The 21,479-nt window shown below is 55.3% G+C and carries 20 protein-coding genes; 13 read left to right on the top strand and 7 right to left on the bottom strand.

Features of this window, described 5'->3' with window-relative positions:
• Positions 1 to 125: 125 nt before the first annotated feature.
• The 4 genes from thiM (at position 126) to G482_RS19130 (ending at position 4,178) form a co-directional block, all read left to right on the top strand.
• On the top strand, positions 126 to 932 hold the full coding sequence (gene thiM, locus G482_RS0115765) for a hydroxyethylthiazole kinase (RefSeq protein ID WP_028450836.1): 807 nt from the start codon (positions 126 to 128) through the stop codon (positions 930 to 932).
• Complete coding sequence (gene thiE, locus G482_RS0115760) at positions 929 to 1,627, top strand: thiamine phosphate synthase (protein ID WP_245575301.1); 699 nt, start codon at positions 929 to 931, stop codon at positions 1,625 to 1,627. Before thiM ends, thiE begins: the two co-directional genes overlap by 4 nt.
• A 24-nt stretch (positions 1,628 to 1,651) precedes the next feature.
• Positions 1,652 to 2,470 (top strand): bifunctional hydroxymethylpyrimidine kinase/phosphomethylpyrimidine kinase, encoded by an 819-nt coding sequence (gene thiD, locus G482_RS0115755; RefSeq protein WP_276324787.1) that lies wholly within the window; start codon positions 1,652 to 1,654, stop codon positions 2,468 to 2,470.
• Between the two features lie 91 nt (positions 2,471 to 2,561).
• The gene (locus G482_RS19130; protein ID WP_028450833.1) at positions 2,562 to 4,178 is read left to right on the top strand and encodes a methyl-accepting chemotaxis protein; all 1,617 of its coding nucleotides are present in this window, start codon (positions 2,562 to 2,564) and stop codon (positions 4,176 to 4,178) included.
• Between the two features lie 16 nt (positions 4,179 to 4,194).
• Here the strand turns inward: G482_RS19130 and modB are convergent, their stop codons facing one another.
• From modB to G482_RS0115735, 3 genes are all read right to left on the bottom strand, one after another.
• Entirely contained in the window at positions 4,195 to 4,869 is a 675-nt protein-coding gene (gene modB / locus G482_RS0115745) for a molybdate ABC transporter permease subunit (protein WP_028450832.1), read from the bottom strand.
• Positions 4,869 to 5,612, bottom strand: a complete 744-nt coding sequence (gene modA / locus G482_RS0115740) for a molybdate ABC transporter substrate-binding protein (protein WP_028450831.1) — start codon at positions 5,610 to 5,612, stop codon at positions 4,869 to 4,871. The genes modB and modA overlap by 1 nt, the downstream gene beginning before the upstream one ends.
• Positions 5,613 to 5,898: 286 nt before the next feature.
• Positions 5,899 to 6,108, bottom strand: a complete 210-nt coding sequence (locus G482_RS0115735; protein WP_028450830.1) for an FmdB family zinc ribbon protein — start codon at positions 6,106 to 6,108, stop codon at positions 5,899 to 5,901.
• A gap of 130 nt (positions 6,109 to 6,238) precedes the next feature.
• Between G482_RS0115735 and G482_RS0115730 the strand changes: the two genes are divergently transcribed.
• From G482_RS0115730 to G482_RS20875, 4 genes are all read left to right on the top strand, one after another.
• On the top strand, positions 6,239 to 7,945 hold the full coding sequence (locus G482_RS0115730) for a sensor histidine kinase (protein ID WP_276324786.1): 1,707 nt from the start codon (positions 6,239 to 6,241) through the stop codon (positions 7,943 to 7,945).
• Positions 7,945 to 8,658, top strand: a complete 714-nt coding sequence (gene btsR / locus G482_RS0115725) for a two-component system response regulator BtsR (RefSeq protein ID WP_028450828.1) — start codon at positions 7,945 to 7,947, stop codon at positions 8,656 to 8,658. The genes G482_RS0115730 and btsR overlap by 1 nt, the downstream gene beginning before the upstream one ends.
• Before the next feature lie 293 nt (positions 8,659 to 8,951).
• Complete coding sequence (locus tag G482_RS0115720; protein ID WP_028450827.1) at positions 8,952 to 11,015, top strand: carbon starvation CstA family protein; 2,064 nt, start codon at positions 8,952 to 8,954, stop codon at positions 11,013 to 11,015.
• Positions 11,008 to 11,391 carry a YbdD/YjiX family protein gene (locus tag G482_RS20875; protein ID WP_028450826.1) on the top strand — a complete coding sequence of 128 codons (384 nt, stop codon included), beginning with the start codon at positions 11,008 to 11,010 and terminating at the stop codon, positions 11,389 to 11,391. Before G482_RS0115720 ends, G482_RS20875 begins: the two co-directional genes overlap by 8 nt.
• 168 nt (positions 11,392 to 11,559) lie before the next feature.
• Here G482_RS20875 and G482_RS19125 read toward each other — a convergent pair whose 3' ends face one another.
• The gene (locus G482_RS19125) at positions 11,560 to 12,201 is read right to left on the bottom strand and encodes an SRPBCC family protein (protein ID WP_034619874.1); all 642 of its coding nucleotides are present in this window, start codon (positions 12,199 to 12,201) and stop codon (positions 11,560 to 11,562) included.
• A 175-nt stretch (positions 12,202 to 12,376) separates the two neighbouring features.
• On the opposite strand from G482_RS19125, the gene G482_RS0115705 reads away from it, so the two are divergent.
• Positions 12,377 to 12,835 carry a cache domain-containing protein gene (locus G482_RS0115705; protein ID WP_028450825.1) on the top strand — a complete coding sequence of 153 codons (459 nt, stop codon included), beginning with the start codon at positions 12,377 to 12,379 and terminating at the stop codon, positions 12,833 to 12,835.
• A 76-nt stretch (positions 12,836 to 12,911) separates the two neighbouring features.
• Positions 12,912 to 14,528 carry a methyl-accepting chemotaxis protein gene (locus G482_RS0115700; RefSeq protein ID WP_169721093.1) on the top strand — a complete coding sequence of 539 codons (1,617 nt, stop codon included), beginning with the start codon at positions 12,912 to 12,914 and terminating at the stop codon, positions 14,526 to 14,528.
• Positions 14,529 to 14,575: 47 nt separating this feature from the next.
• Here G482_RS0115700 and G482_RS19120 read toward each other — a convergent pair whose 3' ends face one another.
• The 3 genes from G482_RS19120 to G482_RS0115685 form a co-directional block, all read right to left on the bottom strand.
• Positions 14,576 to 15,469: a cation diffusion facilitator family transporter gene (locus G482_RS19120; RefSeq protein WP_051259105.1), complete on the bottom strand. Its 894-nt coding sequence runs from the start codon at positions 15,467 to 15,469 to the stop codon at positions 14,576 to 14,578.
• A 248-nt stretch (positions 15,470 to 15,717) separates the two neighbouring features.
• Positions 15,718 to 15,966: a hypothetical protein gene (locus G482_RS19115; RefSeq protein WP_034619872.1), complete on the bottom strand. Its 249-nt coding sequence runs from the start codon at positions 15,964 to 15,966 to the stop codon at positions 15,718 to 15,720.
• Positions 15,950 to 16,516: a sigma-70 family RNA polymerase sigma factor gene (locus G482_RS0115685; RefSeq protein ID WP_028450823.1), complete on the bottom strand. Its 567-nt coding sequence runs from the start codon at positions 16,514 to 16,516 to the stop codon at positions 15,950 to 15,952. The genes G482_RS19115 and G482_RS0115685 overlap by 17 nt, the downstream gene beginning before the upstream one ends.
• Positions 16,517 to 17,497: 981 nt before the next feature.
• Here G482_RS0115685 and G482_RS0115675 point away from each other — a divergent pair.
• From G482_RS0115675 to G482_RS0115665, 3 genes are all read left to right on the top strand, one after another.
• Positions 17,498 to 18,484 carry a helix-turn-helix transcriptional regulator gene (locus G482_RS0115675; RefSeq protein WP_169721092.1) on the top strand — a complete coding sequence of 329 codons (987 nt, stop codon included), beginning with the start codon at positions 17,498 to 17,500 and terminating at the stop codon, positions 18,482 to 18,484.
• Between the two features lie 303 nt (positions 18,485 to 18,787).
• Complete coding sequence (locus G482_RS20400; protein WP_028450821.1) at positions 18,788 to 19,168, top strand: hypothetical protein; 381 nt, start codon at positions 18,788 to 18,790, stop codon at positions 19,166 to 19,168.
• 80 nt (positions 19,169 to 19,248) lie between these two features.
• Positions 19,249 to 21,474, top strand: coding sequence for an ATP-binding protein (locus G482_RS0115665; protein WP_028450820.1), 2,226 nt, complete (start codon positions 19,249 to 19,251; stop codon positions 21,472 to 21,474).
• The last annotated feature ends 5 nt before the right edge of the window (positions 21,475 to 21,479 follow it).

The following is a 21,479-nucleotide window of genomic DNA, read 5'->3' as shown; positions in this document are numbered from 1 at the left end:
GATACTGTCTTGGGCTGGCCAGACTTTGCGCTGGATCAGTCCATAGTGTGAATATTCCCAAAAGTAGGGGCGGCGTGTCGGCCCCTGCCACAGACTAAGCCCTCAACCCTTCGTGCGAGATGCCCATGACCAGCACTGCCATCGAGTTTTCTTTTACCCAGCTTGCCACCGAACTAGAACGTGTTCGCACCAATACCCCCCTGGTGCATGTGCTGACCAATGAAGTAGTGCAGTGCTTTACCGCCAATACCCTATTGGCCGTTGGTGCTTCGCCCGCTATGGTGGTGGCGCAGGAAGAAGTCGCTGAGTTCGCCGCGCTAGCTGATGCCGTGCTGATCAATATCGGCACGCTCTACCCGGAGCGGCTGGCGGCAATGCAAGCGGCGATCGCCAGTGCCAATGCGGCAGGCACGCCGTGGGTGCTGGATCCGGTGGCGGTGGGCGCTTTGCGCTATCGCACCGAAGCGGCCAAAGCCATGCTGGCCAGCCGGCCGGCTGCGATTCGTGGCAATGGCTCGGAAATTATCGCGCTGGCCGGTGGGCTGGGCGGCGGCAAAGGCGTCGACAGTACGGCGAGCTCCGCTTCGGCGGTGGACGCTGCACTGGCCTTGGCGCGCAGCACTGGGGCGATTGTGGCGGTGACCGGCGCGATTGATTACATTACTGACGGTGAAACGGTGTACTCGGTCGAGCTGGGCCACCCACTGATGACCAAGGTTGTGGGCACCGGTTGTGCGCTGTCGGCCGTGGTGGCGGCCTTTCTGGCTGATGCGCCGGATCGCTTGCAAGCGGTGGCGGCGGCGTGCGCCCTGATGGCGCTGGCGGGTGAGCGGGCAGTGGAGTGCTCGGATGGCCCGGGCACGTTTGTGGCGCCATTTCTCGATGCTTTGCACATCATTCACCCCAATCAACTACGGCAGGTGGCGGCATGACAGGCGCAGAAACCACCATGCTGCGCGCGCGCAATCCGATTGATGTGAGCCTATATCTGGTGCTCGACCCTGAGCTGTGTGGCGGGGAAGCTGGTATGGTCGCCACCGCCCAAGCCGCCGCTGCGGCTGGCGCCACCGTGGTGCAATTGCGCGCGCCGCAGTGGAAAAAAGGCCAGTGGCTGCGTTGTGCGCAGGCTTTGCAGGCGGTGTTACAGCCGCTGGGCGTACCGCTGATCATTAATGATCATGCTGATGTGGCGCTGGCCGTGGATGCCGCCGGTGTGCATGTGGGGCAAAGTGATTTGCCGGTGGCGGCGGTGCGTGCGCTGCTGGGGCCGCATAAAATCGTCGGTTTATCGACCAATAATCTGGACAACGTTGCCGCGCTGCTCACCCCAGAAGTTGCCGCGTGTATTGATTACATTGGCGTGGGGCCGGTGTACCCAACTACCACCAAGCTGGATGCCTCGCCGGTGATTGCGCCGGCCGAAATGCAGGCGATGTTTGCTGCCTGCCCGATGCCGGCCGTGGCCATCGGTGGGATTAAAGCCGGCCGCGTGGCGCCGTTGCTGGCTGCCGGGGCGGATGGTGTGGCGGTGATTTCGGCGATTTGTGGCCAGCCTGATGTTACACAGGCTACCCACACTTTGCTGGCCGAAATGAACGCAGCCCGCGCTGAGCGCTCAGGCAATTAATCGAACAAAATCGAAGGAAGCACTATGACTGCAATGCGATGCCCTCATGCCTTAACCATTGCCGGCTCGGATTCGGGCGGCGGCGCGGGGATTCAGGCCGATTTGAAAACCTTTAGCGCGCTGGGCGTTTACGGCATGAGTGTGGTCACTGCGCTCACTGCGCAAAACACCTGCGGTGTCAGCGCGGTGGAGCTGGTGTCGCCCGAATTTGTACGTGCGCAGTGTGATGCGGTGTTTCGCGATATTCGCGTTGATGCGGTGAAAATGGGCATGCTGGCCAATGCCGGGATTATCCATGCCGTGGCCGCCGCGCTGCGCGAATATCAGCCCCAGTTTGTGGTGCTGGATACGGTGATGATCGCCAAGGGCGGCCATGCCTTGCTCGATCCGGCGGGGGTGAGTGCCTTGCGCGATGAGCTATTGCCCTTGGCCAGCCTGATTACGCCCAATCTGCCCGAAGCTGCGGCGCTACTCGGGTGCGAAGAAGCGCGCACAGAGGCAGACATGCTGGCGCAGGGGCGGGCGCTGCTGGCGGCGGGCGCGCAGGCGGTGCTGATGAAAGGCGGGCATTTGGGGCAGGCGCAAAGCGCAGAATGTCCAGATTGGCTGATTACCTCCGCAGGCGAGGTGAATTTTCCGGCCAAGCGGATCGCCACTCGCCACACCCATGGCACCGGCTGCACTTTGTCGGCCGCGCTGACGGCCTTGCGCCCGCAGCGGCCAGATTGGGCCAGCACCGTGCAGGATGCCAAAGCCTGGTTGCTGGAAGCCATTGCTCAAGCCGAACGCCTGCAAGTGGGGCAGGGCATCGGCCCTGTGCATCATTTCCACCGTTGGTGGTAAGCTGCGCCACCGCGCGATAACCGGACTGGTAGCGCGCGGTTGATTGGCTATGATGAACCATCTGCGCGTCTGAGCATAACAAGGGTTCATCATGAATATCTCGCAGCGTTTGCTGGCCATGCTGGCCATTGCCCTGGCGGCCTTGCTGGTGCTGGCCGGGTTTGGTACTTATAAGTTGCGGGTGGATGCCCGTAGCTTCACCGAGCTGGATGCCAATATTATTCCCAGTCTGGTGGTGATCAATTCGCTTGATCACGCCATCAATGAAAACCGGATTGCGCTGTACGCGCATATTTTGGCGCCCAATGATCAACAAAAAAGCGAAATCACCCAGCAAATCGCCGAGCGGAACAAGAGCATTGAGCAACTGTTTGCCCAATATGAGCAATTGGTGCTCAGCGAAGAAGAACGCACCCTATTTGCGGGCCTGAAAGAAAGCCACGCCGCCTATCAAGCAGTGGCGCAGCAGGTGATTCAACGCTCAACTAATCGCGACCAGACCGGTGCCTATGCGTTGGCTGATGGCATGTCTTCTTCCTTGTATCGCAAGCTGGGCGTGGCACTGGGCAAAGAGATTGACTTTAACCGCCAGCATTCCAATGCCTCGGTCGAAGAGTCGGTTGCCAGCGCCAATCGGGCGGTCATGCTGTTTATTGGTGTGGCTTTGGCCGCCATGGTGGTGGTGGCGGCTTTAGGGGTGTGGATTTTGCGTGCCATCCGCGGGCCGCTGCAGCGCTCTTTGCAGGCCTTGTCGCATATCGAGAGCGAGCTGGATTTCACCCGTCGGATTCCGGCGGCAGGGAAAGATGAAATTGGCGAGCTGGTGGGTGCGTTTAATCGGCTGCTCGATACCGTGCAAAAAAGCTTTCGCACCATTAACGAACACATCGTGCAGATGACCCATGCCGCGCACACCATGGCCGAAACCTCGCATGGGCTCTCGGGGGTGGCAAATAATGCCAGTGAAGCTTCAGCGCATATGGCCGCCACCGTGGAGGAGGTGACCGTCAGTATCAGTCATGTGGCCGAGCGGGCGCGCGATGCCGAGCAACACGCGCAATCTTCTGGCCATCAGGCGGCGGAAGGGGAGCAGGTGATTCAGGCCTCGGTGAGCGAGATTAATAGTATTTCCGGCTCGGTGAATCAGGCGGCCGATGAAATCAATGCGCTGCGTGAGCAAAGCCAGCAGATTCATACGGTGCTGGGGGTAATTAAAGACATCGCCGATCAAACCAACCTACTGGCGCTCAATGCCGCGATCGAAGCCGCGCGCGCGGGCGAGCAAGGGCGCGGCTTTGCGGTGGTGGCCGACGAAGTGCGCAAACTGGCCGAGCGCACCAGTAATTCCACTTTTGAAATCACCCATACCGTGCAGCAAATTCAGGATGGGGCCAATCGGGCGGTGACGCGGATGAATCAGGTGGTGGAATCGGTTGAGCAAGGGGTAGGCTATGCCCGCGATGCCGGGGAAGAAATTGGCCTGATCCGCCATGCTTCCGAAAACGTGGTGCAGTATGTGAGCGATATTTCCGAATCGATTGCCGAGCAAAGCATGGCCAGTACGGCAATTGCCCAGCAGGTTGAGCATATTGCGCAAATGGCCGAGGAAACCAGCTCCGCGGCCCGCAAAGCGGCAGAATCGGCGGCGGAATTACGCCAGCTGGCCGATGCGGTGCAGCAAACCATCGCACACTATCGCATCAGCTAATGGCGGGCATCGTTGCTTAGCGTATCCAGGCCCGCTGCCAGAGGCGCAGCACCAGCAGCAGGCTAAAACTCAGCACTAGCAACGTGAGCGCCAGCGCATGGGCTTGCGGGTAATTGAGTGCTTCCACATGATCGTAAAGCTGGATCGCCACCACTCGCGTTTGCCCCGGGATATTGCCGCCGATCATCAACACCACCCCAAATTCGCCCAGCGTATGGGCAAAACTCATGATCCCTGCGGTGTATAGGCCCGGCTTGGCCAGCGGTAAGACCACCCGCCAAAAAGTCTCCAGCGGGCCGGCACCGAGGGTGGCAGCCACTTCCAGTGGGCGTGGGCCTATGCTGATAAAGGCCTGCTGCAAGGGCTGGACAGCAAAGGGCAGCGAATAAATCAGCGATGCCACCACCAGGCCACTAAAGCTGAACGACAGCAGCCCCCAGCCCAGCCATTGTGTGAATTGCCCGAGTGGGCTATTGGGCCCCAGCGCCAGCAAGAGATAAAAGCCAATCACCGTCGGCGGCAACACCAAGGGCAGCGTCACGATGGCCCCCAGCAGGCTTGCCCAGCGGCTTTGGCTGCGCGCCAGCCACCACGCCAGCGGCGTGCCCAGCAGGAGCAAAAGGGCCGTGGTGATGCTGGCTAATTGCAGGCTCAGCATCAGTGCGCTCCAGTCTTCGCTACCCCAGTGCATTATTGATAACCGTAGCGTTGCAGCGTGGCGCGGGCCGCTGGGCTGCGTAAAAAGGCCAGCCATTCGCGCGCGGCGGCTTGGTTGGCCCCTGCGCGCAGCAGCACCGCATCTTGTTGGAGTGGCGCATGCCAGTCGCTGGGCACCCACCAGCCGTGGCCACTGAGCCAGCGCCCATCACGCCAGACCAGCGAGGCGGCCAACAGCCCATATTCAGCGTGGCCCGTGGCCACAAATTGCTGGGTCTGGCTAATGTTCTCGCCATACACCAGTTTGGGCCGCACTTGTGCGGCGAGGCCCAGCCGTTGCAAGACGGCCATGGCCGCTTGCCCGTAGGGCGCAACAGCGGGGTTGGCAATGGCCAGATGCGCAAATTGGCCGGCACTTAGAGTTTTCTCATTGGGGGTATTGCCTGCTACGCTCCACAATACAAGGCGGCCAGTCGCATACGTAAACTGGGTATCTGCAAGCGCCAAACCTTCTTGCCCCAAACGAGTCGGCGTGGCCGTATCAGCCGCCAGCAAGACCGCAAACGGTGCACCTTGGCTAATCTGGGCATAGAGCTTACCTGTGGCCGCGCTGCTGAACGTAATGCGATGGCCACTTTGGGCACTAAACTGGCGGGCGAGTTCTTTGGCAGGTTCGGCCATATTGCTGGCGACGGCCACCAGTACTTCGGCGGCGTGCGCCGGCGCGTGCAATAGACACAGGGCGGCGAGGGTAAGGTGAGTGAGCAGGCGATGCATGCGATGGCGTTTCTGACTGAGTAGCGGTTTGAATGAGCGGCTAGCAGCTGAGTCAGTGCTGCAGGTAGACAGCTGCCGCGTGTGGTGCGCCAATACTAGCAGCTGTTACGTCTTGATGCCCTATTGCGTCAGCCTGACCGCATCTAGTGTGCAGGCGACCATATTGCTTGCGACAGCGTGGGCGTTGCTGGTGGCTGTTCGCGACGCCGATGTTGCCGAACGGCAGACTGACATCTCACCCGATGCTGTTTCTCGCGCCGCTCAGGCAAATACCGTGCAGGCCGATTTAATGCTGGCAGCCCGGTCCGCATTGATGTGGCGTAGCCGGCCCCGTGCTGCTGGTTTTCTGGCTGGGCTTGAGCACGGCGGCGCTGAGCTGCTTCTGGTATTGCGCGGCTTGGCACACCGGGCAAGTGGTGAGCGGGGCATCGGCCAGTTTTTGCAGATGTTCGCCCTGGTGCTGGCAAGCGCTGCAGCGATAAACATACAGTGGCATTGGCGTAAATCTCCTGTGGATGAGGCTTTGCAGGATAGAATACGCCAACTTCGCGGTCAGCCGCGGGAAAGTATCAATAGCCGTCGCTCGGTGGGTGCGGTAAAACCTGCGCATCTTCAGGAGAGACGCAATGATGTTCGGACAGCAGCTGCAGCTAGTCCTGCAGCTTTTGCAGCAAACCTGCATTTTTCTGGTTATCGCCTGGCTACTGGCGCGCACGCCGCTGTTTCGCCCGCTGATGCAGGTCACCATTCGCCTACCGCATAAGCTCACCTGCTATCTGGTGTTTTCCGGCTTTTGTATTCTGGGCACCTATCTGGGCCTCAAGGTCGATGATTCGATTGCCAATATCCGCGCCATCGGGGCGGTGCTCGGTGGTTTGCTCGGCGGGCCGTCGGTGGGGCTGGCCGTAGGGTTTACCGGCGGGCTGCATCGCTATTCCTTGGGTGGGCCCACCGATGTGGCCTGCATGATTTCCACCGTGTGCGAAGGCTTGCTGGGCGGTCTGATTCATCGGGCGCTGCTGGCGCGTGGGCGAGTGGATTTGTTATTTCAGCCCATGCTGGCCGCCGGGGTGGCGCTGGTAGCCGAAATGCTGCAAATGCTGATTATTTTGCTGCTTACCCGGCCGTATCATGTGGCGTTTAGCGTGGTGGATCATGTGGCGCTGCCGATGCTGATTGCTAATAGCATCGGCGCGGCGATGTTTATGCGCCTGCTGCTCGATCGGCGCGCGCTGGCCGAGCAATATTCCACCGCGTTTTCAGCGCATGCGCTGCGGATTGCGGCTCGCACCGAAGGGGTCTTGCGCGCAGGGTTTAACGAAGCCAATTCGATGAAAGTGGCGCAGATTATTTTTGAAGAAACCGGCGTGGGCGCGGTGGCCATTACCGACCGCGAAAAGCTGCTGGCCTTTATCGGCACGGGCGCCGATCACCATCTGCCCGGCACGCCGATTACCTCTCAGCATACGCAGGAAGCGCTGCGCGATAATCGCGTGGTGTATGCCGATGGGAATGAAGTCGCTTATACCTGCTCGATTCACGCCGATTGCAAATTGGGCTCGACCTTGGTGATCCCGTTGCAAGATGCCGACGATCAGGTGATCGGCACCATCAAGCTGTATGAGCCCAAAGGGCGGCTGTTTGCCAAGCTGAATCGCACGTTGGGCGAGGGCATTGCCAAGCTGTTGTCGCGGCAGATTCTTACCGGCCGCATTGAGGCGCAGCGAGCTTTGCTCGCGCAAGCGGAAATCAAGCTCTTGCATGCGCAGGTCAATCCGCATTTTCTGTTTAATGCGCTCAATACCCTTAATGCGGTGATCCGGCTCGACCCGGAACGCGCTCGCGCACTGGTGCAGCATTTATCGACTTTTTTCCGCAAAAATCTGAAACGCCCGGATGAAATGGCCACGCTGGCCGATGAAATCGAGCATGTGAATGCCTATCTGCAAATCGAGCTGGCGCGCTTTGGCGAGCGCTTGCAGGTAGATGTGCAACTGGACGGCATTGATACCCGCCAACGATTGCCGGCGTTTTCGCTGCAGCCCTTGGTAGAAAACGCGATCAAGCATGGCACCGCCCAGCTTTTGGGCATTGGGCGGGTCCGGCTGTTTGCTGAGGTAGATAATGGCCAGCTATTGGTGCATGTGGAAGACAATGCTGGCCTGTATGAGCCGGCGCGCAAAAGCAGCGATGGCATGGGCATGGGCTTGGTGGATCGCCGCTTGAAAGTCAGCTTTGGGCCGGAATACGGGCTGCGGGTGAGCCGCATTCCTGATCGCTTTACCCGCGTTACCCTGGCCGTACCGCATCAGCCGGCGCTGGAGGGGATGTAATGCGCATACTGTTGGTGGATGACGAGCCGCTGGCGCGGGCCGAATTACGCAGCTTGCTGGCCGAGGCCGGCGAGCACGAGATCATTGGCGAAGCGGGCAATGCCATCGAAGCCATGCAGCAAATCAATGCACTGCGCCCTGAGGTGGTGTTTCTGGATATCCAGATGCCGCGGCTGTCGGGGCTGGAGCTGGTGGCCATGCTGGATGTCGAGCGCATGCCGCTGATTGTGTTTGTGACTGCCTTTGATGAACACGCGGTGCAAGCATTTGAAGAGCATGCCTTTGATTATCTGCTCAAGCCCGTCGAGCCCGAGCGGCTGGCCAAGACGCTGCGCCGTTTGCATAAGCAATTGCAGCCACCCGATTACCAGCTCCTTACCGCCTGCCAGCAGCTCAAACAGTTACCCTGCCATCGCCACGACCGGATTGTCTTGCTGCCGCTGGCGGAGGTGGAAGCGGTGACGGCCAAGCTGTCGGGGGTGTATTTGCTGGATCAGGCAGGGCAGGCCCATTTTACCGAGCTGACCCTCAAAACACTGGAAGCCCGCACCCCGCTGCTACGCTGCCATCGCCAGCATCTGATTCACCCCGAGCGCATTGCCGAGATTATCCTACTGGATAACGGCGCGGGCGAAATCACCACCCGGGGTGGCCAGCAGGTGCCGGTGAGCCGGCGCTATCTGAAAAGCCTGAAAGACATGCTAGGGGTATAGCTCGGTAATCAAATTGCTGTTTGATTCTGGTGGCTATACATGGCTGGGTATGTTGTAGTGACTCTGTGCCGCGTGCCAGCTACGGACTAGCGTTGCTGTGCCTGAGAATGAGGGCGCAGTGCACAGCCAAACTTCGGCGGTCATTTCCTCACCTATTGTCTCGTCATGTAGTCGCCGCTCAGTCGCTACATCAACCGCTTAATCCTGCCGATCACCGCTCACTGAAGTGAGCCGCCGCAACGCCCGCCCGGCGATTTAGTCTTAGCCCGTCAAAAATCCGTTTGAGGTGTGTCATGCCCAATCCCAAGCAGTGGTTAAGCTGGCTGGTGGTGGCGCTGGTGGGCGCGTTTTCGTTCGCCATGCTGGCCCTGTCGCGCGGCGAGCATGTGAATGCGGTCTGGCTGGTGCTGGCTGCGGTGAGCTGCTACAGCATCGCCTATCGTTTTTATTCCAAATTTATCGCCGAAAAGGTGTTCGAGCTGGACGATCGCCGTCTTACCCCGGCGGTGCGGCGCAATGATGGTCTGGATTATGTACCGACCAATAAATGGGTGCTGTTTGGCCACCATTTTGCCGCGATTGCCGGTGCGGGCCCGCTGGTAGGGCCGATTCTGGCGGCGCAAATGGGCTTCTTGCCGGGCACGATCTGGATTTTGGTCGGCGTAATGCTGGCGGGCGCGGTGCAAGACTTCTTGGTGCTGTTTATTTCTACCCGCCGCGATGGCCGCAGCCTGGGTGAAATGGCCAAGCAGGAATTAGGCGCCATCCCCGGCTTTATTGTCATGGTGGGCGCCTTGGGCGTGATGATTATCATCTTGTCAGCCTTGGCGCTGGTGGTAATCAAAGCCTTGGCCGAAAGCCCATGGGGCGTATTCTCGATCGCGATGACGATCCCGATTGCGCTGTTTATGGGCGTGTATATGCGCTATCTGCGCCCGGGCCGGATTATGGAAATCTCCATCATTGGCTTTGTGCTGATGATGGCGGCGATTATCTTTGGGGGTGATATTGCGGCCGACCCATACTGGGGCCCGCTGTTTACCCTGACCGGCCCGCAGCTGACGGTAGCGCTGGTGATTTACGGCTTTGTGGCCTCTGCACTGCCGGTGTGGCTGCTGCTGGCGCCGCGCGATTATCTGTCTACTTTCCTGAAAATCGGTGTGATTGCTGGCTTGGCGGTGGGGATTGTGTTTGCCGCGCCGGAGCTGAAAATGCCAGCGGTAACGCGCTTTATTGATGGCTCTGGCCCAGTGTTCTCGGGCTCGCTGTTCCCGTTCCTGTTTATCACTATTGCCTGCGGCGCGATTTCTGGTTTCCACGCGCTGGTGTCATCGGGTACGACGCCCAAACTGGTGGAAAAAGAAAGCCATATGCGCATGATTGGCTATGGCTCGATGCTGTGCGAGTCTTTTGTGGCCATCATGGCGCTGATTTGTGCTTCGGTGCTCGATCCGGGCGTGTATTTCGCCATGAATTCGCCCGCGGCGGTGATTGGCAAAACCGTAGAGAGCGCTTCCACGGTGATCAATGGCTGGGGCTTTGTGATTAGCCCGGAAATCCTCACCCAGATCGCCAAAGATGTGGGCGAGCACTCGATTCTGTCGCGGGCCGGTGGGGCGCCGACGTTTGCAGTGGGCATGGCGCATATCATCAGCGAGATTTTCAATAGCACGGCCATGATGGCGTTCTGGTATCACTTTGCCATTCTGTTCGAAGCGCTGTTTATCCTGACTGCGGTGGATGCTGGTACGCGGGCTTGCCGCTTTATGGTGCAGGATACCGCCGGGGTGTTTATCCCTGGAATGGCCAAAAGCCAATCATGGGCCGGCAATATGCTGGGCACCGCGGTGGCGGTATCGGGCTGGGGCTTTTTTGTGTACCAGGGCGTGACCGACCCATTGGGCGGCATTAATACGCTGTGGCCGCTGTTCGGGATCGGTAACCAGATGCTGGCCTCGATGGCCTTGCTACTGGGCACGGTGATTCTGTTCAAGATGAAAAAAGAGCGCTATGCCTGGGTAACGCTGGTGCCTACCGCTTGGTTGTTTGTCACCTCGATGACCGCTGGCTGGCAGAAAATCTTCCATGAAAATCCGAAGATCGGTTTCCTCGCTCAAGCGCAGCGCATTCAAAACGCGCTGGCCGAGGGCACGGTGCTGGCGCCGGCCAAATCATTGGCAGATATGGAGCGCATTGTGTTCAATAACCAGATCAATGCCGTGTTGTGCGGCTTCTTTATGCTGGTGGCGCTGACCATGCTGATTGCCACCATCGTGCATGTGCGCAAAGCCCTGGCCAACCCGCAGCCGAGCGTGCATGAAGCCACGCCCGCGCTGAATGAGGCCAGCCATGCTTGATCTGAGCTTTTTGCTACCCAAGCCACCCGCCGCGCCGCCCACCAGCGCCGCGGCGCGTGAAGAAGGGCTCAGCGCCGCCTACGCCCGCTATTTGGCCGAGCAAAAAGCCGCCAGCCCGCAAGGGCAGGCGATGAGCGCGGCCGATTTCGAGCGCTACAGCCTGGGCTCGGGCTGGCTCACCGGGCTAAAAGACACGGCGCAAAAAGTGGTGCAAACCTGCCGGCTGATGGTCGGGATTCATGATTATGAATACTACCTCGACCATATGCGCAGCCAGCACCCCGAGGCCACGCCCTTAAGCCGTGAGGCGTTTTATCGATATTGCCTGGATGCGCGCTTTCCCGGCGCCGGTAACGTCAACAAATGCCCGTGTTGAAGTACGGGTAGGGCCAACAAAGCAGCGCAGAGCGCTGCTTTGTTGTTTGTAGCGGGCTCGTTTTGGGCTGGTGTGCTTGGGCGAGTGGGCTAATGAGTCGTTTGCAGATACCTGGTTAGGGTAACACCCCGTAGGCTAAGTATTGATTTGATTCTAGCCAGATACCCATTAGGGTGCTTTAGCCTGTAGTTGGCTCAGCGGTGGGTAGCGGCGCTGGATTTCCTGCTGCATGCTGGCCAATTGCTCCTGCACCCGCGCGCGCACGGCGCTACTGCCCAGATTTAGCAACACGCTATTCGTCGGGCGCCAGCTGGCTTCAAAAATCACTTCGCTGCGCTCGCCCAGCCCCTGAATGCGGGTACTGCTATTGAATTCACCCTGCGAATTTTGCAGCGACTGGCAGAGGATTTCCTCGGGGGCGCGTAACTCAATGCGGGAAATCGAATCGGCCACCACACTAAACGGCCCCAGTTGATGGCGCGATTGTTGTTGCAAGCGCAGCACTTTGCCTTCTCGCGCCAGCACCTTGCTGCTGAGTAGCCCGGGAACAAACTGCTGCATCCGCTCGTAATCCGTCAGCACCGCAAACACCTGGTCTGGGTTGGCGGCCACTTGGTAGCGGCCACGGATTTGCAGGGTTTGCTCTTGCCGGCTGACTTCCACTTTGACACTGCCCAGCTCCGTGCCCCAGCTATAGCCCGTGAGCATCAGGCTCAGCACCACAAAGCTTAAGCTGTGCCAGATGTTGGAGCTTGGGCGGCGAGGGGGCTGCGGTGGGCAGATTTTTGTTGGGCGCTGAACTAAGAGCATGGCCGGGTTCCTCCTGCCGACAGACTAGGGGGAAACAAATGTCGAAATGATGACAGGCCGCGGTGCGGTGGGTAGATGAAACACTTCGTGTGTCGATGGCTGTCCCATTGTTTGAACTTGTATTTCGATTTTAGTAAGCAATAATTGAAACTCTTGTTTGCATTGGGGAAGGATCATGACATTGAAGCGTGTGCTGGTGCTGTTGGGAGCCTTGGTTTGGTCAGTGGCTGTGACTGCGGTGGCTGAAGATTTCGCGACCGCCAAAGAGGCTGAGGCGATGGTGATTAAAGCAGTCGCCGCCATCAAAGCCAATAAGGCCAAAACATTGGAAGAAATCACCAATAAAGACAGCAAATGGGTCGTGGGCGATTTGTATCCGGTGGTGTATGACTTGCAGGGCAAAGTGTTGGCACATGGCCAAAATGCCAAGCAGGTGGGGAAAGACCTCCTGGAACTGAAAGACCCCGATGGCAAGCTTTTTGTGAAAGAGCGGGTTGAGCTGGCCAATAGCAAAGGTAAGTTCTGGCAAGACTATAAATTCACCGATCCGGTTACCAAGAAAATTCTGCCCAAGCAAATGTATTGCGAAAAACTGGATGCGATGGTGGTGTGCGCCGGTATTTATAAGCGCTAAGTTGCGCGTTTTGGGTCGCACTGCGGCGGGGTTACGACCCGCCGCGATTCTTCGTGCAGCTTAGTGGATCATGATCATGCGTCTGCTCTATCGTTTGCTCTTGCCTCCCTTGGTGACCTTGGTGATGCTGCTGGCTTTTGCTGGCCTCATGCTGCTGGCCGGCAAGTATGTCCGCACCGGCATGGATGAAATCAGTAATACCCGCTTTGCTAATCTGGCGGCGGTTAACTCACTCGGCTTGGGTTTGCAGCAGGCGCAGGTGCAAACCTATCGCACCTTAACCTGGACAGGTACCTTGGGCGCGGAGTATTTCGCGCGTGAATCCAAGGGGCTGGTAGCCGGCTTAGGCGATGCCCTAGCCAAATTCAAACAATGGCAAGAACAAGCTCAGCTCTCTACCGCCGAAAAAGAGCAGGCTGCGGCTATCTTGAAAACCGCAACGCAATATCAGAAATCGGTCAGTGAAGTGCTGGATATGGCCTCGGATGACATCAATATGGGTGTCACCATGATGCAGTCGACGGACAAACTATTTGCCGATCTGAGCGCTCAAGTGCATGAATTGAAAGCGCTGGAAACCACGTTAAGCCATACCGCGCGAGATGAAGTGGATCAGCAGTTGCGGCGCATACAGTGGCTGATGATGATCGGTACGCTTGTGGCCGCCGCGTTGGCGGCGCTGCTCAGTATTGCGGTGCTGCGGCGGATTTCGAGCCAGATTTATTCCGCCAGCCGCATTGCCAATGCCGTAGCGCAAGGGGATTTGCGCCAAGAGATCAAGCCGCAGGGCGAGGATGAGCTGGGGCAACTACTCAAGGCCTTGGCCCAGATGCAGCAGCAGCTGCGCGAAATGGTGGTCCAGATTCATACGCATACCGAACACCTAGAAAAATCAGCCAGTGAACTGGATCATGCCTCGGGCACGATTACTCAGGCGGTGCGGCAGCAAAATGAATCTATTGGCACCGCTGCGGTTGATCTGGAGGAAATGGCCGGTAATTTACATCAGGCGGGTGAGCATGCAGATGCTGCGCAGCAGGTGGCGCAGCGTACGGCCGAGATTGCCGATACCGGCCAGCAATTGGTCAATGCGGCGGCAGATGAAATCCAGAAAATTGCCGCATTGGTGCAGTCTAGTAGTGCAGGCATGCAGCATTTACAGGCTAGCTCGGACGCGATTAGCAATTTTGCTAATGTAATTGCCGAGATCGCCGCGCAAACTAATCTACTGGCGCTGAATGCCGCCATTGAGGCGGCCCGCGCCGGTGAAGCTGGGCGGGGCTTTGCCGTGGTGGCGGATGAAGTGCGCAAACTGGCGGAAAACACATCGACTGCCACCAGTGAAATCAAAAAAATGCTGGAGCAAATTCAGCTGCAAAGTGGTGAGGCCGGCCAGCAAATGCAGTCGGCCAGCACTCAAGTGAGCACCGGCGTCGAGCATATTTGCGCGCTGAAAGAGCCGCTATCTGAACTCAACCAATGCTCGCATTCCGCACTGGCGGCCTTGGTGGAGCTGGTGGGAATTGTCCAAGATCAGCGCCAGCATGGGGATCATTTGGTGCAAATGACCGAGCAGATTGCCCAAGCAAGCAATGCCAACGTGCATAGTTCGGACGAAGCACACCGCGGGGCGAAAAGCATTCATCAAACTGCCGGCCAGCTGCAGCGCTTGATTGGTCATTTTCGGGTGTGACCTTTACTTGCGACTTGCGTTAACGCTTTTTGCCAAGTAGATGTGCACTAAACCGGATCCACATGCGTCATTACATCCAGCACGGGTAATTTGGCCATGGCATTGGTTCGCGCCGCCACGGCGATGGCGTGGCCTTGCTGCACGGTGAGCTGCCCATCGATTTCCAGATGCACATCCACCAACACCATGTCCCCCATTTTGCGGGTGCGCAGATCATGCAAGCCTTGCACCCCCGGCGTGTTGCGTAGCGCCTGTTCGATTTGCTGCACGGTGGCTTCATCGGCCGCGCGATCCATCAGATCACTCAGTGCATTCCAGGCAAATTCGAGCCCCGATTTACCGATCATAAAGCCGACCAATATCGCTGCAATGGGGTCTAGCCACGGATAGCCCAGCAGATTACCGGCAATCCCCAGCGCCACGACCAAGGAAGAGGCGGCATCGGCCCGGGCATGCCAGGCATTGGCCACCAACATGCTTGAGCGCACGCGCTCGGCAATGGCCAGCATATAGCGAAACAGCAGCTCTTTGCTTAGCAAGGCAATGAGCGCCACCACGAGGGCGGCAGGATGCACCGTTTGCAAGGGGCTTGCGCCGCTAATCTTGGTGGCCGCACCCCACAGCATGCCCACTCCGGCGGCGATCAGCAGTAGGCCCAAGACAAGGGCTGCGGCGGTTTCGTAACGATGATGTCCGTAGTGGTGATCATCGTCCGCGGCCTTTTGGCTATGGTGGCCGGCCAGCATGGCCACAAAATCTGCGAGCAAATCGGATAAAGAATGCAGTGCATCGGCCACCAGGGCTTGCGAGCCTGCCCACAGCCCAACTATGCCTTGTATGGTGGTTAGCACCAGATTGACTGCCACGCTGACCCAGAGGCTGCGTTTGGCGGCGGTTTTTTTTGCGGGAGAAACTGGGCTTAATTCGGTTTGATCATGCATGGTGGTGGCGTATCGCGATAGAAACGAGAGCTTAGTGTGTGAAGCTTAACCAAAGATGAAGTGTCGATTGCATTTTTGCGATTTGAAGCAGCATGGGGATGATGGATGACTCATTCCTAGCGGGGACAGGCTGGGGGGAAAACCATATTAGCGGGCAGTTTCGAGCCGGCTGCTAACGGACTAGATAAGCAGAGTTGCTTAGCCAATCCGCTAACTGTCCATAGCGCAGTCCCTGCAGCCAGCGTGGTTTAGTCTTTATTTACCGCTTCGAGTTTGGCCCGCAGGCGTGCTTTGGCTGGCTCGGGTAAGCTAGGCGCGTGATCTGTAGTTTGCGTTTCGCTCGCGAGTAAGGCGTTAAGCGCTTGCAGCTGGCGGCGGTTGCGTCGGCAGTTGTGGCAAATCAGCAAATGCAGCCGGATTTGTAGCTGCCGATACAAAGTAGGAGGTGCTTCAGTTTGCAGGGTGAGGCTGCGGCTAACTTCACGACAGGTGAGCATGCTGACCTCCTTCACTCAGGCATACCCGCAAAGTTTGGCGGGCGCGTAACAAGAGTTGATACAAATTCGCCTGACTAATGCCTAAGCTTTGGCACACCAGCTCGGCGGGCTCATCCTGCAATTGGCGTAGCCAGATCAGCTGCGCCATTCGGCGCGGCAGGCGCGCCAAGCAGCGCTCTAGTCGCTGTTGCAATTGCTTGCGATCCAGTAGCTGCGCGGGGTCGCTCCATTCCACGGGCTCATGCGCCCAGTGGCCATCGGCGCTAAACAGGTCATCTTCCCCCACACTTTGCTCGATTTCATCCTGACTGATCGGCGCATGCCAGCGCTGTTGCTCTCGGATCTGGTCAATAATCTTGTATTTCAATATCCCAACCAGCCAAGTGCTGACACTGGCGCGCCCTGCGTAGCCGCTGGCATTTTCCAGCGCGGCCAATAGCGTGTTTTGTACCGCTTCCTCGGCCTGATGCGCATCACCCAAGCGGCGTAGTGCATAGGCATACAGCATATCGCCGTGTTCTTCCAGCCACAGCAAAGCCTGCTGACTCATCATCGATCCCTTAGTTTTAATTTCGAAGCTGTGCAACAAACCCCGCGGGCCTGCCGCTATCGCCCAAGATAGCTCAACAATGGCCACCACAGCTAAAACAGTAGCGAGTGCGTCTACAATTGTCGCAATCGATTACACCTCGGCGTACACCCACGCAGTATTCGCGCTCAGATTTGGACAGATTTGGTCACGGTACGGTATGGCGAGTTTTTGGCTGAAATCCAAGCGGGTAGCCGACCGGGGGCGCCCACCCATTATTCACTGCACAACCAAGGCTAAAGTTTAGTCGAGCGAATCATCTGAATCTGACAGCGATTTCGGAGTACTAGAGCTTTACATGGACTGCATGAGTGGTTGATTCATGCGCTCATGGTAATGGCAAATAAAAAAGCCCTGAAAAATAAGGGCTTTTTTATTGAGTATTGGTGGCGGATCAGAGGGTCGAATTTTAAAGCCACTCCTGCTATTGGCAGTTATGCCGAGTAATCCGCTGCAATTACATTCAAGCCGAGCCAATTTGCCGAGATAGTTAATTTATCGTAGATAACTAGACCTTCTCTTGCAATATTGGTCAGCATGCCCGGTATTGGCGTCACCGCCCAACGACTCTGCTAATGAATTCAACTCCTTGCTGCAGGAGTTGAATCCACATCCCGAAGGATTTAGTGACTTAGTCAGGCTGCACTTGTGCGTCGGAGCGGCGGATGGTTAAGCATGACCCTGCATCGCAGGCCTTAATTCAATGTACTCACGTAATCAAGAAGGTAAAGTGGATAAGATCGCTAGCGGAGGCTAATGCGCTTGTCTCAAAGCTAGTCGTAGAGTGCCATCTTCGGGATAGCCAGTCGGTGCGTCGAATTAAAGCGGATGTTGGGTAGGAAATAAATAACCAATTGATTTTTCAAGTTTGAAATTGATGGCACTGTAATTGTGAGGTAGTATTTTAGTCAGATTTGTATGCTGATAATATGCGAGAGCTTGATGTCAAGTGTGGTCGCTCAGGTTGAATTGGTTGCACGGTTGCTTGAGGCTTTGCCAGAAAAGCAGCCCGGATTTAACAATGCGCGTTTATGTGCGTGGCTTTCCTCTTGCGCACTTGAGATGAGTTTGAGACAACTTCAGCGCTACCTGTGTGATCTTGAGCAGGTAGGGTGGGTGAGCCGAGAAAGGCATGGCAAAGAGGACCGCTGGATACGTGTGCATCGAGGAACCAAATTGATCGGTTTTTCTCGCGAGCGCGCGTTTGCTCTCCAGCTTATTCAACATAAATTACAGCATCTCGTGCCCGAGCAAATATTGAATGCGCTAAAGGAAGAATTTCAATTGGCTTCCGATACGTTACGCATTCATTATCCTAATGAACGTAATTGGATGGGGAAAATTGGTGAAGTGCCGCCACTTTTGCAGCCAGCCAATATACCAATTTCTGTGTTTGGAGTTGTGGCGGAAGCATTACTCGAGAATAAGTGGTTATTGGTTGACTACACTAACAAGCAAGATCTTCGACGCGAACGGAAGTTGATGCCACTAGCAATTGCTAGCAAAGATGGCATCTATTACCTGATAGCCCGTTACGGGGATAGTGTTGAAAATCGACAATTTCGAATCGACAGGATTCATTGTGCTCAGATGCTTGATGAGCAGTTTATACCGCCTGATGATTTCCAATTGCAGGACTATCTTGATGAGGGATTCTTCAACTATCCAACTGGCCAGGTGATCGAACTGGAGTTGATCATGGATGTAGCTGCTGCATATCACCTTAGCGCCACGCCATTATCAGAGAACCAAATGTTGGTTACGCTTGGCGATGGAAAAGTCCTAGTAAAAGCAGCGGTAAGAGAGAGTCAGCGCTTAATTTGGTGGATATTGGGGTTTGGGGATTTAGTAAGAGTTATTGCCCCTGTGGATTTGGCTGCAAAAATAGAATCTATCTTGGCTAAATCAATAGATATGTATCGAGAATGAATGCCTGAATAAAAATTCGAAAGTGGTTATTGTTTTTAAAGGATCAATAATTAATGAGCAGCATTTTACGCTAAAATTTTTTGAACGAACTGGGCTTGTTGCCTCGGTTGCGAGTGCGGATGGCGAGGTGAATTGGCCAACTAACTTTCCAGCTGATCTTGAAGAAAAAACGTTGTGCGGTATAGAGCGAGATCTATTCGCAGACCAAAATGTTCGAGTGACTCTTTATCGTGTGATGCCCTTTGAGGATGGACGTATACATTAGTTAGAAACATCAAATCTGATGATGTACCAAAAGGCCTATTGGAACATTTAAAATACGCGGCAAGGGAGCATCGTCTAAGTGTTGCTGATGGTGTTGATCGTTTTAAGATTGGCAAGCTTGTTGGCGATGTGGAAGGTCTGCGTAAACAGTTAGATGATTATCAAACGAATAAATATGCAAGCGGCGGAAAAAATAATGAAAGTTTAATGACGACACTTCAAGATTTGTTGGAGGCGAAAGATGGTATTCCTGCACGAGCTCAACAGGTCTTGAATAAAACGTTAGAAAATTTACAAGAAAAAGATAACATTAAAGATTCAGATATCTTGTTGGCTTTAGTCAGTGGTGTCATTAATTCGGTGAATGCTTATGAGAGTTTGCTTGTGAGTGGAATGCTGAAACAGTCAGAGGACAAGTAGGATTGTTACTCTTGGCCACGACGTTTTTTGTCGTGGTTGTCGGCTATGCTCCAATCAATCTTTAATTGGAGCGATCTACCATGTCAGGACATCGACGTCGTGTTGGGGCTCGTCAGATTAGCCCCGATGAAATCGTGTGGAATCAATATCTGGCGCTCTTAAGTGCGAGATACTTATTGGCGGATGAGTTGTACATCCAAGAGGCAAATGGCCGCGTGTTTCAAGTGGGAGGGATGCTGGGCACGCTGCTGCCTTATCTGCAATTTGATGCAGCGGACTTCTTCTGCCTCAGGGAATGCGTGATTCTGCGGCAGCGCTCGTTGATTACGAACGTCTCAGATCAAGTGTTCCATGTTCAATATCTAGCTAAAGGCGCCAAATCGGCCTTAAATGTGCCTCAACTTTTGAGTCGTTATGCCCAACGCCAGCCAGACGGTTATCAAGCTTTAATTTCTCGCTCAATTCAGTACTTAGATCGTCAGCTAAATGAATTTGAGGGTGTTAGACCTTACTCCGCCTTAGATGCTCTGATCTCCTTGACGCCTACGGAGCGCGTCTTAATCGACTTCATACTTTGCAAATCGGATAGCTTAGATTTACCAGGTGAAACAGGAAAAATAGGTTCAAACAATAACGATAAGATCAAATTCCTAGCGCAAATGCTAGGGTGTCTTTTGACTGAGTTAAAAAGCGTCATCTCGAAAGATTCTCGTCTATTTGGGGCTGGCATTATTCACTTTGAAGATGAAGATTGGGGTGAAACTTCCAGTGAATTTGTCAAAATAGGCGACAACTTCGATGCGTGTATAAATTTTAAGATCGACATTAATCAGTTGCGCGAGCGTCTATTTCCAGTCCCCATAGATATCACGGAGGAGCGGGCACCCGTTGAGCTTCTTGATGGTAAGTTCGAAGATCTTCTGGCTTGTTTAAATGGTGCATTGAAAACACGTCAAAGTGGCATCAATTTACTAATTCGTGGAGTGCCAGGTAGTGGCAAGATGGCCATTGCGAAGACCTTGCTCCAGCAGCTTAGTGTTCCTGGCTATTGCCAACAAAAGCCAACCGGCCGTAAAGGCTCTGCCTTCTACCGACTTGCAGATGTCACGCTTTTGCAAAATCTTCTAGAGAAGGGGCGTGGAGTATTGGTTGTAGAGTGCGCTGATGATTTTTTTCCTAAAAGTCAGCCGAGTGAGTTTGGCCTTCAAATTACAGAGGGAAAAATCAAAAACCATAAGCTTTTTGATTTACTGGCTAATAATGCGATTCCAACGATCTGGTTGATTAATCACGAACTTCCTTTGGAATGGGAAGTGATGGATTTTTTCCAAGTTCAGCTACTCCTTTCGCAAGTCAAACCCACGCAACGGAACGGATTAGTTAATACATTACTAGCTAATTTGCCCGTGAGTGACTCGCTGAAGCAAGCCCTTGCCAATAAAGATGTCATCTCTGATAGCGAAATAGCGGCTGTCGCTGAGTTTGCAAAGTTAGCACACCAAGGCAATCCTCAACATGATTTAGATGAGGCAATCCTGCGGCAACTTAAAGAAGGACGCTTAGCCCGCGATGGGGAAGAAGTTACCCTTGCCAAAGGCAAGTCCAGTGAATGTCAACTACGGTTTTTAAATCTAAAACTACCCGTGCCGATAGCACAGGTCATCTCTGCGGTTCAGCGTAATGGTCATGGCAAACTGTGCTTTTTTGGTGCTCCTGGCACTGGTAAAACTTGCTTAGCCGAGTATATCGCCCAAGAAATTAATCGACCTTTGCTGCGTTACACCGCCGCAGACCTCCTCGGGAAATATGTTGGCGAGTCAGAAAAAGCGCTAAAAAAAATGTTTGTCGCAGCCGCTGAAGCCAAAGCGGTTCTGCTGCTTGATGAAGCCGATAGCTTTTTTCAGAAGCGCGAGTTTGCGCATAATAGCTGGGAAGTCACTCAGGTAAACGAGTTACTGCAGCAAATGGAGCAATTCGACGGAGTTTTCATTTGCACAACCAATTTCGTCAATGCCCTCGACCCTGCGGTTATACGACGTTTCTCCTTGATGGTTGAGTTCTTGCCCCTGAGTACGGAGCAGCGAATCGATTTACTGAAGACCACGTTGAAGTCCGATGACCTATATCTTGACGAGATTTTGATGCAGCGGCTAGGACGACTTGATAGTTTAACTGCTGGTGACTTTCATGCAGCCAAACAACAAGACTGGTTGCTTGGCACTTCAACTGACCCTCTGGTTTGGCTTGAGCGTCTCGAGCGAATACATGCAAACAAAGGGCCTAACAAGCACAAAATAGGCTTTTGAGGTGA

The sequence above is a fragment of the Chitinibacter tainanensis DSM 15459 genome, assembly GCF_000429785.1.
Taxonomy (GTDB): domain Bacteria; phylum Pseudomonadota; class Gammaproteobacteria; order Burkholderiales; family Chitinibacteraceae; genus Chitinibacter; species Chitinibacter tainanensis.
Note: the sequence above shows the minus strand (reverse complement) of the source record. Positions and strands in the feature narration are given on the sequence as shown.

What these genes read in the sequence shown, in the direction of transcription:
- G482_RS0115685 (WP_028450823.1), bottom strand. Translation starts at nt 16,516, where the DNA reads ATGAGTCAGCAGGCTTTGCTGTGGCTGGAAGAACACGGCGATATGCTG.
- G482_RS19130 (WP_028450833.1), top strand. Translation starts at nt 2,562, where the DNA reads ATGAATATCTCGCAGCGTTTGCTGGCCATGCTGGCCATTGCCCTGGCG.
- btsR (WP_028450828.1), top strand. Translation starts at nt 7,945, where the DNA reads ATGCGCATACTGTTGGTGGATGACGAGCCGCTGGCGCGGGCCGAATTA.
- modB (WP_028450832.1), bottom strand. Translation starts at nt 4,869, where the DNA reads ATGCACTGGGGTAGCGAAGACTGGAGCGCACTGATGCTGAGCCTGCAA.
- thiD (WP_276324787.1), top strand. Translation starts at nt 1,652, where the DNA reads ATGACTGCAATGCGATGCCCTCATGCCTTAACCATTGCCGGCTCGGAT.
- G482_RS0115675 (WP_169721092.1), top strand. Translation starts at nt 17,498, where the DNA reads ATGTCAAGTGTGGTCGCTCAGGTTGAATTGGTTGCACGGTTGCTTGAG.
- G482_RS19120 (WP_051259105.1), bottom strand. Translation starts at nt 15,469, where the DNA reads ATGCATGATCAAACCGAATTAAGCCCAGTTTCTCCCGCAAAAAAAACC.
- thiM (WP_028450836.1), top strand. Translation starts at nt 126, where the DNA reads ATGACCAGCACTGCCATCGAGTTTTCTTTTACCCAGCTTGCCACCGAA.
- G482_RS0115735 (WP_028450830.1), bottom strand. Translation starts at nt 6,108, where the DNA reads ATGCCACTGTATGTTTATCGCTGCAGCGCTTGCCAGCACCAGGGCGAA.
- modA (WP_028450831.1), bottom strand. Translation starts at nt 5,612, where the DNA reads ATGCATCGCCTGCTCACTCACCTTACCCTCGCCGCCCTGTGTCTATTG.
- thiE (WP_245575301.1), top strand. Translation starts at nt 929, where the DNA reads ATGACAGGCGCAGAAACCACCATGCTGCGCGCGCGCAATCCGATTGAT.
- G482_RS19125 (WP_034619874.1), bottom strand. Translation starts at nt 12,201, where the DNA reads ATGCTCTTAGTTCAGCGCCCAACAAAAATCTGCCCACCGCAGCCCCCT.
- G482_RS20875 (WP_028450826.1), top strand. Translation starts at nt 11,008, where the DNA reads ATGCTTGATCTGAGCTTTTTGCTACCCAAGCCACCCGCCGCGCCGCCC.
- G482_RS0115700 (WP_169721093.1), top strand. Translation starts at nt 12,912, where the DNA reads ATGCGTCTGCTCTATCGTTTGCTCTTGCCTCCCTTGGTGACCTTGGTG.
- G482_RS0115665 (WP_028450820.1), top strand. Translation starts at nt 19,249, where the DNA reads ATGTCAGGACATCGACGTCGTGTTGGGGCTCGTCAGATTAGCCCCGAT.
- G482_RS0115730 (WP_276324786.1), top strand. Translation starts at nt 6,239, where the DNA reads ATGATGTTCGGACAGCAGCTGCAGCTAGTCCTGCAGCTTTTGCAGCAA.
- G482_RS0115705 (WP_028450825.1), top strand. Translation starts at nt 12,377, where the DNA reads ATGACATTGAAGCGTGTGCTGGTGCTGTTGGGAGCCTTGGTTTGGTCA.
- G482_RS0115720 (WP_028450827.1), top strand. Translation starts at nt 8,952, where the DNA reads ATGCCCAATCCCAAGCAGTGGTTAAGCTGGCTGGTGGTGGCGCTGGTG.
- G482_RS19115 (WP_034619872.1), bottom strand. Translation starts at nt 15,966, where the DNA reads ATGCTCACCTGTCGTGAAGTTAGCCGCAGCCTCACCCTGCAAACTGAA.